The 8,806-nt window shown below is 70.2% G+C and carries 9 protein-coding genes, 1 tRNA gene and 1 pseudogene; 4 read left to right on the top strand and 7 right to left on the bottom strand.

What is annotated here, in order from left to right; genetic code table 11:
* Positions 1 to 70 (bottom strand): annotated as a pseudogene (locus tag ABT137_RS39820) (LCP family glycopolymer transferase); the annotation flags it as partial.
* Between the two features lie 107 nt (positions 71 to 177).
* Here ABT137_RS39820 and ABT137_RS39815 point away from each other — a divergent pair.
* Complete coding sequence (locus tag ABT137_RS39815) at positions 178 to 399, top strand: amidohydrolase family protein (RefSeq protein ID WP_351716605.1); 222 nt, start codon at positions 178 to 180, stop codon at positions 397 to 399.
* A complete protein-coding gene (locus tag ABT137_RS39810; RefSeq protein WP_351716603.1) occupies positions 396 to 1,637 on the top strand; it encodes a cytochrome P450 family protein in 1,242 nt (413 codons plus the stop codon). Before ABT137_RS39815 ends, ABT137_RS39810 begins: the two co-directional genes overlap by 4 nt.
* 187 nt (positions 1,638 to 1,824) lie before the next feature.
* Here ABT137_RS39810 and ABT137_RS39805 read toward each other — a convergent pair whose 3' ends face one another.
* Positions 1,825 to 2,478 carry a hypothetical protein gene (locus tag ABT137_RS39805; protein ID WP_351716601.1) on the bottom strand — a complete coding sequence of 218 codons (654 nt, stop codon included), beginning with the start codon at positions 2,476 to 2,478 and terminating at the stop codon, positions 1,825 to 1,827.
* A 173-nt stretch (positions 2,479 to 2,651) separates the two neighbouring features.
* On the opposite strand from ABT137_RS39805, the gene ABT137_RS39800 reads away from it, so the two are divergent.
* Positions 2,652 to 3,413: a recombinase family protein gene (locus tag ABT137_RS39800; RefSeq protein ID WP_351716599.1), complete on the top strand. Its 762-nt coding sequence runs from the start codon at positions 2,652 to 2,654 to the stop codon at positions 3,411 to 3,413.
* Positions 3,414 to 3,566: 153 nt separating this feature from the next.
* Here the strand turns inward: ABT137_RS39800 and ABT137_RS39795 are convergent.
* Together ABT137_RS39795 and ABT137_RS39790 are read right to left on the bottom strand one after the other, a co-directional pair.
* Positions 3,567 to 3,651: transfer RNA gene (locus ABT137_RS39795), tRNA-Leu, on the bottom strand.
* Between the two features lie 137 nt (positions 3,652 to 3,788).
* On the bottom strand, positions 3,789 to 4,214 hold the full coding sequence (locus ABT137_RS39790) for a MarR family winged helix-turn-helix transcriptional regulator (RefSeq protein WP_351716597.1): 426 nt from the start codon (positions 4,212 to 4,214) through the stop codon (positions 3,789 to 3,791).
* A gap of 61 nt (positions 4,215 to 4,275) precedes the next feature.
* On the opposite strand from ABT137_RS39790, the gene ABT137_RS39785 reads away from it, so the two are divergent.
* On the top strand, positions 4,276 to 5,193 hold the full coding sequence (locus ABT137_RS39785; protein ID WP_351716595.1) for an LLM class flavin-dependent oxidoreductase: 918 nt from the start codon (positions 4,276 to 4,278) through the stop codon (positions 5,191 to 5,193).
* Here ABT137_RS39785 and ABT137_RS39780 read toward each other — a convergent pair.
* Genes ABT137_RS39780 through sucC form a run of 3 tightly spaced genes read right to left on the bottom strand, consistent with a single transcriptional unit; the run spans position 5,183 to position 8,780 of the window.
* The gene (locus tag ABT137_RS39780) at positions 5,183 to 6,718 is read right to left on the bottom strand and encodes an aldehyde dehydrogenase family protein (RefSeq protein ID WP_351716593.1); all 1,536 of its coding nucleotides are present in this window, start codon (positions 6,716 to 6,718) and stop codon (positions 5,183 to 5,185) included. The genes ABT137_RS39785 and ABT137_RS39780 overlap by 11 nt on opposite strands.
* A 2-nt stretch (positions 6,719 to 6,720) precedes the next feature.
* A complete protein-coding gene (sucD, locus tag ABT137_RS39775) occupies positions 6,721 to 7,638 on the bottom strand; it encodes a succinate--CoA ligase subunit alpha (RefSeq protein ID WP_351716591.1) in 918 nt (305 codons plus the stop codon).
* An 11-nt stretch (positions 7,639 to 7,649) separates the two neighbouring features.
* Positions 7,650 to 8,780, bottom strand: a complete 1,131-nt coding sequence (sucC, locus tag ABT137_RS39770) for an ADP-forming succinate--CoA ligase subunit beta (RefSeq protein WP_351716589.1) — start codon at positions 8,778 to 8,780, stop codon at positions 7,650 to 7,652.
* Positions 8,781 to 8,806 lie beyond the last annotated feature (26 nt).

Raw genomic sequence — 8,806 nt, 5'->3', positions numbered from 1 at the left:
TCGTGACGCCGCCGACCGCGTCCACGATGTCCGCGAAGCCGGCGAAGCCGATCTCCACGTAGTGGTCTACCCCGGCACTGGGCCGGGGGCGCACCGCCCTCCGGCCGGCCCGAGGCGGCCCCGACCAAGTCGGCTGCCCAGGGACCGGCGGTCGACCCGGCAGCGGCCCTGCAGCGCATGTACGTCGACACGAGCCCGTTCAGTTCGGCGCATCTGAGCCTGAACGCGGAGGTGCTGGGTCCCGAGCGGATGCTGTTCGGTACCGACTCACCACCGCTGGCCGTGCCGCTGGAGGAGCAGATCCGCATGATCGAGAAGCTGCCGGTCGACAGGGCGTCGCAGCAGCTCGTCCTCGGTGGCAACGCCGAGGCTCTCTTCGACCTCAGGAGTCGTCCGTGACCACCACGCAAGAGGCCGTCACCGCGGCTGAACGCTGCACCCCGGAGTTCCGGCGGGACCCCCATACGGTCTACGCCCATCTCCGCGGCGCGGCCCCGGTCTGCCCCATGAGACCGCCACACGGCAACGAGACGTACCTGATCACCCGGTACGAGGACGCGCGGGCCGCCCTGGCGGATCCGCGGTTGAGCAAGGACATGTACGGGGCCATGGACGCCTACCGGAGGATCTTCGGTGACTCGTCCGTCGCGCTGGACGACAACATGCTCAACTCCGACGCACCCAAGCACACCCGGCTGCGCAAGCTGGTCAGCTCCGCGTTCACCCCACGGCGGGTGGAGGCTCTCCGGCCGAAGATCCAGGACATCGTCCGGGGCCTGCTCGACGAGTGCCCGCCCCGGGAGCCCTTCGACCTGTTGCCGGTCTTCGCGTTCCCGCTACCGATCATCGTGATCTGCGATCTGCTCGGTGTACCGCCCCAGGAACGGTCGCGGCTGCAGAATCTGTCCTCCGCGGTGGCGCAGAACGGCTTCGACGAGGAGGCCAAGAAGGCCCAGCAGAAGGCGGAGGAGGAACTGCACGCGTACTTCTCGGATCTCATCGCCGCCAAGCGGAAGCGTCCGGGTGACGATCTCCTGAGCGCGCTCACCGCGGTCCGGGACGATGACGGCGGCCTGACCGAGAACGAGCTGGTCTCCACGGCGTTCCTGCTGATGTTCGCGGGTCACAAGACGACCGCGTACCTGATCGGCAACGCCGTGCATCACCTCCTGTCCCATCCCGGACAGCTGCGCGCCGTGCGGGAGAACGGGGAGCTGATGCGTGCCGCGGTCGAGGAACTGGTGCGCTACGACGGCTCCGTGGAGAGCGCGACGTTCCGCTACGCGACCGAGGACGTGGAGTACGGCGGGACCCGGATTCCCAAGGGCGCCCTGGTCCAGGTCGCGCTCAGTTCGGCCAACCGCGATCCGCTGAAGTTCGACGCCCCGGACGAGTTGAACGTGATGCGTCCGGGCAACGCGCAGGACGCGCATCTGGGGTTCGGGCACGGCAGCCACTACTGCCTGGGAGCCCCGCTGGCCCGGCTGGAGATGCAGCTGACGCTCACCGCCCTGTTCGACCGGTTCCCGAGGATGACCTTGGCCGACCCTCGCGCCGAAACACGGTGGCTGGAGGTTCCCTTCCCGGCCTTCCGCGGCCTCGCGGAGCTTCCGGTCGTGCTCGATCCTGACGGGTGACCGACGCACAGGGAGCCTGTCCGTGCTCACCGATGGCAGCCCGGTCGAGATCGACATCCCGCGCTGTCGAACGGGCTCCTTTGAGCCGCAGATCGCCCTGTCTCGGATTGCCGCCTGATGTCGAGCGGAGGCGGGCGGTTCCGTAGGAGTAGCGCTGCTTGATCGCCGGAGGATCCGGACGTCCGGGTCACCAGCCCGTTTGGGGTTCGCCCAGTGGGAGTCCGGAGTCGCCCACCCAGGTTTGGCCCTCAGGCGTCCAGGCGACGCGGGGGCCGAGGGAGACCCAGACACCGAACTCGCCCGGGGACGGCTCGACGTGCTGCGACACCCAGACGCTGTTCAGGCAGAGCAGCACACCGCAGTCCTTGAACTCGGGCAGACCGCGCCAGGCGCAGTCCCATCTGACGTCCAGGGACAGCGGCCCGAGCACGGAGACCATCCGGTCCAGTTCGTCTTCGGTAGCGTCGTCCTCGGGCTCACTGCCGGGGGCGCCGAAGGGCGGGGTCGTGGCCAGAACGAGGCTCACTCCTTCGGGAAGGGGCCAGAGATCGACCAGGTCGGGGCGGAGCCGCACGTCGCCTGAGATGTAGGACTTCAACTGCTCCGCATCGAGGGTGACGACACCGCGGCGCCGCAGTTCGTTCAGAAACGGCACGCCGTGGGGTTCGCGGTCCGCACCGAACCGGGCGGTGGCGAAGGTGCCGAGTGCGTACGCAAATTGCTCCGCGGTCGTGATGTCGTTCACTCGGGGCCACGGAGGGGCAGTCCACTCGGCCAGGTCGCGCATGATCGCCCGCGCCCGCGTCAACGCGCCCGGCGCGTCGGGAAAGGATTCACGCACTCGATAGAGCGTCGAGGACAAGGAACGTGCCTTTCGGACAGGGACACGGGCGGACACGCCTTCACGGTACGCATCCGCCCCTGTCCCGAATTACAGCCTCAGGTCAGACAGCGGCAGGCGGTTCAGGAGGAGCACCCGTTCGACGAATAGTAGGTATGGGTACGTTCGTCGTAATGACCTTCATCGGCGTTGCTGCCCAGGTCGAAGTCGCCCAATTTGGTGCCGCTTTCGCTGTAGACCCGCAGATGGAACCCGCGGATCGACTTGATACCGCCCCTGCGGGCCGCGACGGGACAGCGGATCCACCGCCTGGAACCCGACCCCACCGCAGCCCCCACCGCAAGAAGACCGCATGGCAGGCCGGAGCCGTCAGAGCGATCCTCATCAACCCCCGCTACACCGGCTATGAGATCTGGAACAAGCAGCGCAAGGAGGAACACCTCTACGACGTCGACGACGTCACCCTCGGCCACCGCACCCGCATGACACACAACCCGGCTGAACAGTGGGTACGGTCCAACGACGCCGCTCACGAGGCGATCGTCACCACCCAGCTCTTCGACACCGTCAAGAAGATCCGCCAGCAGTGTGCCCGCACGCCGCAGCGCCTCGAACGCCCCGGACGACAACCGCAGGGGCAACCGACGTACGCACTGCCCGGGCGGGTGCGATGCGAGACGTGCGGCCGAAAGACGCAGCCCGCGACGATCCGCAACACCGTCTACTACCGCTGCGAGTTCAAGGAACAGGAACAGTCCCTCCACCCCGGCCTGGATCACCCCCGGACCGTCTACCTCCGGGAGGACGTGGTGTGCCGGGCTCTGGACCGATGGATCGCGAAAGCCTTCGCCCCCGACCGGCTCGCCGCCACCCTCACCGCCCTCGCCCAAGCCAGCGCGGCAGCTCAGCGCCGACCAGATCCGGGAGATCACTGAGAGACTCGGAGACATCGCACAACGCATGCAGACCGTCGACGCAGAGAAAAAGGCCCACTCTACGAAGCCCTCGGGATCACGATCAGTTACGCACACGCAGGTAAGGCCACAACCGTTAGGTCGAGGCCTTCGTCCGCGTATCGCTATAGCGAGTGTCCGAGGGGGGACTTGAACCCCCACGCCCGATAAAGGGCACTAGCACCTCAAGCTAGCGCGTCTGCCATTCCGCCACCCGGACTAGGTGTCTGCCGCCTGACCGGGGGTGTTCCCCGCGGCGACATGGACAACAATACCAAGCTTTCGGAGTGCCTTTCACCTGCGTTTCCGTCGGCATATCCGCAGGTGGGCGCCCCCTCACCGTGCGTGCCCAGCTCGCTACCGCTCGGGCAGCAGCGCACGCAGAGCCCGGACCAGCGTCGCGGCCGTCTGATCGTCCAGCGGCGCGAGAAACCGCCGCTCGGCCGCCAGTCGGGCCACCTCGGCCCGCCCCATCCGCTCGCGCCCGGCATCGGTCAGTTCGACGATGTTGCGCCGCCGGTCCTGCGGGCTCCGCCGGCGCTCGACCAGCCCGCGCCGCTCCAGCCCGTCGAGGAGCGCCACCATCGTCGTGCGGTCCACCCCCAGCCGCCCTGCCACCTCGATCTGCGACAGCGGTTCGGCCCCGGCGAGGACGACCAGCACCGCCAGTTCATGCCCGTCCATGCCGTACGGCGCGAGCACCTCGGCCGATGTCCGCGACAGCTCGGCCTGGACGTGCTTGAGCAGGTAGCCCAGCCGGGATTCGAGGGGATCACTGACCATGTCGTGGATGATATCCAAAACTGATCGTCAGTAGAGCTGACGATCTAATACGCTGACGGCCATGACGACGACCGTGCGTTTCGGCATCAAGACGACACCCATGCACGTCCCCTACGACGACATCCGCCGCGTCTGGCAGGAAGCCGACGCGATACCCGAGATCTCGGACGCCTGGCTCTGGGACCATCTGCTGCCCGTGGCGGGGCCGAAGGACGGAGCCGTCCACGAGGGCTGGACACTGCTCGCCGCGCTGGCCGCGCAGACCGAGCGGCTGCGCCTCGGGCTGCTGGTGACCAGCAACCGGATCCGGCCGCCCGCGCTCCTCGGCAAGATGGCGTCCACCGTGGACGTGGTCTCGGGCGGCCGGCTGGTGCTGGGGCTGGGCGTCGGCGGGACGCACCAGCCGCCCGGGGCCGGCGGGATCCCGGGCGAGAATCCGGCGGTCGCGGAGTACGCGGCGTACGGCCTCACGCTCGTGCCGCCCGCCGAGGGCATCGCCCGGCTCGCGGAGACGGTACGGATCCTGAAGCTGATGTGGACCCGGGACGTCTTCGACTTCGAGGGCGAGTACTACCGGCTCACGGGGACGCGGAACGAACCCGGGCCGGTGCAGCACCCGGGTCCCCCGCTGCTGATCGGCGGCTGGGGCAACCGCCTGCTGCGGCTGGCCGCCGAGCACGCCGACGTCTGGAACGTGCCCGGGCCGCCGCACAACACCGTGGAGTTCGTCGGCGAACGCGCCCGGGTGCTGGACGCGCACTGCGTCGACCTGGGCCGGGATCCGGCGGAGATCGTCCGCTCGGTCCAGGTCCTGGTGTCGTACGACGACCCGGCGGCGACCCGTGCCACGGTCACCGCCCTGGTCCACGCCGGGATGGACCACATCGTGCTGAGCCTGCCGCGCCCCTATCCGCAGGGGGTGGTCCGCAGGCTCGCCGAGGAGGTCATCGTCCCTGTGCTCGGTGCCGTCAGGGCATGAGCTGGTACTCCGGGAAGTTCCCCGGCAGCCGCTCCCCCGCCGGGCCCCGGGTCACCGCCCGTACCAGCAGCTCCCCGCCGACGAAGGCGCCCCGCCAGGACGCGCCGAAGCCGCCGAAGAGCTCGTCGCGGTCGCCGCGGGAGCGTGGCTTTCCGTGGCCGACCTTGAAGGCGCGGATCTGTGGGGCCAGGCGCGCGAAGGTGGCCTCGTCGTCGGTGGAGAGCGTGGCGACCAGCGCGCCGTTGGAGGCGTTCATCGCGGCCAGCAGTTCGGCCTCGGTGTCGACCAGGACGATCGTGTCGACCGGGCCGAAGGGTTCCGCGTGGTGGAGGGGTGAGGACGGGGGTGGGTTGAGGAGGGTGACCGGGTGGACGTACGACGACGTGTCCTGGCCGGGCAGGAAGCGGGCGTCGGCCGGGCTGCCGCGGTGCAGAGGGACGGCGCCGCGGTCGACCGCCTCGGCCACCTGGTCGGTCAGGTCCTTGGCCTTCGCCGCGTTGATCAACGGGCCGAAGTCCAGCTCGGGGAGCGGGTCGACGGGGTCGGCGACCGCGAGCGGGTGGCCGATCCGGAGCCGGCGCACCGCCGGGAGGTAGGCCGTGAGGAACTCGTCGAACAGCTCGCGCTGGACGACGAAGCGCGGGTACGCGGTGCAGCGCTGCTTGCCGTAGTCGAAGAGCTTGGGGACGACGGCGGTGAACGCGGCCCAGTCGGTGAAGTTCCAGATGCCCCAGGTGTTGAGTCCCTCCTGTTCGAGTACGTGCCGCTTGCCGAGGTCGGTGACGGCCGTGGCCACCGCCGCCCCCGTGTCCCGGCCGCCGACGAAGGAGACGCAGCCGATCTCGGGCGCCCGGACCAGCGCCTCCGACAGCTCGCCCCCGCTGCCGCTGAGCAGCGTCACCGGCAGGCCCTCCCGGGCGGCCAGTGCGCAGGCCAGGGTGAGACAGGCGACTCCGCCGTCGGTCGGGGTCTTCGCCACCACCGCGTTGCCCGCCAGAGCCTGGACCAGTACCGCGTGAACGAGCACGCTCATCGGGTAGTTCCAGCTGGCGATGTTGGACACCGGCCCGTCCAGTGGGCCCCGCCCCGCGAGCATCGGCCCGATGCCGTCGACGTACCAGCGCACCCCGTCGATCGCCCGGTCCACGTCCGCCTGGGCCAGCCGCCAGGGCTTGCCGATCTCCCAGACGAGCAGCAGGGCGAGGAGTTCGCGGTGTTCGGTCAGGGCGTCCAGGGTGGCGGCCACCCTGGCCCGGCGTTCCTCCAGCGGTACGTGCCGCCACGCGCGGTGCTGGTCGAGGCAGGCGCGGACGGCCCTGCGGGCGGTGTCCCGGTCCAGGCGCGGGGCACCGGCGATCGGGCTGCCGTCGACGGGGCTGGTCGCGGGCAGCGGGCGGCCGTCGGGCCGCCACGCGGCGGCCCAGAGGTTGAGGACGCGGTCGTCCCGGAAGGCCTCGGGGGCGAGGGCGAGACAGCGCGCCCAGGCGTCGTCCCAGCCGGTGCCGGGCTTGCAGACAAGGACCATGATCAACCCCCGGCTTCCAGGAGCTCGAGCACCAGCCGGGCGGTCTCGGTCGGCGTGCTCCCCACCCGCACCCCGACCGCCTCCAGCGCCTCCTGCTTGGCCCGCGCGGTGCCGGCCGAACCGGAGACGATGGCGCCCGCGTGGCCCATGGTGCGGCCCTCGGGTGCGGTGAACCCTGCGATGTAGCCGACGACCGGCTTGGTGACGTGCTCCCGGATGTAGGCGGCGGCCCGCTCCTCCGCGTCGCCGCCGATCTCCCCGATGAGGACGACGAGTTCGGTGTCGGGGTCCTCCTGGAAGGCGGCCAGGCAGTCGATGTGGCTCGTTCCGACGACCGGGTCGCCGCCGATGCCCACGCAGGTGGAGAAGCCGATGTCCCGCAGTTCGTACATGAGTTGGTAGGTCAGCGTGCCCGACTTGGAGACGAGACCGATGCGGCCGGGCTTGGTGATGTCGGCGGGGATGATGCCCGCGTTGGACTGGCCGGGGGTGATCAGGCCCGGGCAGTTGGGCCCGATGATCCGGGTGCCGTTCCGCTTGGCGTACGACGTGAAGGCCACCGAGTCGTGGACCGGTATGCCCTCGGTGATCACCACCGCGAGGCCGATGCCGGCGTCGGCCGCCTCCAGCACCGCCGCCTTGGCGAAGGCGGGCGGCACGAAGACGACGGTGACGTCGGCGCCGGTGGCCGCCATGCCCTCGGCGACGGTGCCGAAGACCGGGACGGTACTGGGGGCACCTGCCAGGCCCTCAAGGCCCTGGGGGACGTCGAAGTCGACGGTCTGGCCGGCCTTGCGCGGGTTGACCCCGCCGACGACGTCGGTCCCGGCGGCGAGCATCCGCCGGGTGTGCTTCATGCCCTCGCCACCGGTCATGCCCTGGACGAGGACCTTGCTCTCCTTGGTGAGGTAGATCGCCATGACAGAACTCCTCAGGCGGTGGTGGCGAGTTCGGCGGCGCGGCGGGCGGCGCCGTCCATGGTGGTGGCCTGTTCGACCAGGGGGTGCGCGCGGCCGTCGAGGATCGCCCGGCCGCGGGCCGCGTTGTTGCCGTCGAGGCGGACCACCAGCGGCTTGGTCAGCCGGACGGTCTCCAGGGCGCGGACGATGCCGTCGGCGACCGTGTCGCACGCCGTGATCCCGCCGAAGACGTTGACGAAGACCGACTTCACCGACGGGTCGGACAGGATCACCGAGAGTCCGTCGGCCATGATCTGGGCGGACGCGCCGCCGCCGATGTCCAGGAAGTTGGCGGGCCGTGCGCCGCAGCCGGCCACCACGTCCAGGGTGGACATCACCAGGCCCGCGCCGTTGCCGATGATGCCGACCTCGCCGTCGAGCTTGACGTAGTTGAGCCCCTTCGCGGCGGCCGCCGCCTCCAGCGGGTCGGGGTGCTCGCCCTCCTCCGCGCCCCAACGGGACTGCCGGAAGCGGGCGTTGTCGTCAAGGGTGACCTTGCCGTCGAGGGCCAGGATCCGGCCCTCTTCGGTGCGCACGAGCGGGTTCACCTCGACGAGCAGCGCGTCCTCACGGACCAGGACCTGCCAGAGCCGTACGAGGACGTCGACGGTCTGCGGCGGCAGTCCGGCGGCCGCGGCGATCTCCTGGGCCTTGGCGGAGGTGACGCCGACCGCGGGGTCGATGCGGACCCGGGCCACCGCCTCCGGCCGGGTCGCGGCCACCTCCTCGATCTCCATGCCGCCCTCGGCGGAGGCGATCGCGAGGAAGCCGCCGGCCGCCCGGTCGAGGACGTAGGAGACGTAGAACTCGCTGTCGATGTCGACGGGTTGGGCCAGCATCACCTTGCCGACCGTGTGCCCCTTGATGTCCATGCCGAGAATCTGACGTGCCGTGAGCTCCGCCGCGGCCGGGTCGGCGGCGAGCTTCACGCCGCCCGCCTTGCCCCGGCCACCGGTCTTGACCTGCGCCTTCACGACGACCCTGCCGCCGAGCCGGCGGGCGATCTCCCGGGCCTCCTTGGGCGAGTCGGTGACCTCCGCCCTCGGCACCACGATGCCGTGATCTTCGAAGAGTTCCCTTGCCTGGTGTTCGTACAGGTCCATTTCGGCTCCTGTCTTAAAAGTGCCGC

Origin of the sequence: Streptomyces sp. NPDC001980 (assembly GCF_040296885.1) — a bacterium.
Classification (GTDB): Bacteria; Actinomycetota; Actinomycetes; order Streptomycetales; family Streptomycetaceae; genus Streptomyces.
The sequence above is the reverse complement of the archived record's forward strand: the minus strand, read 5'-3'. Positions and strand labels throughout refer to the sequence as shown.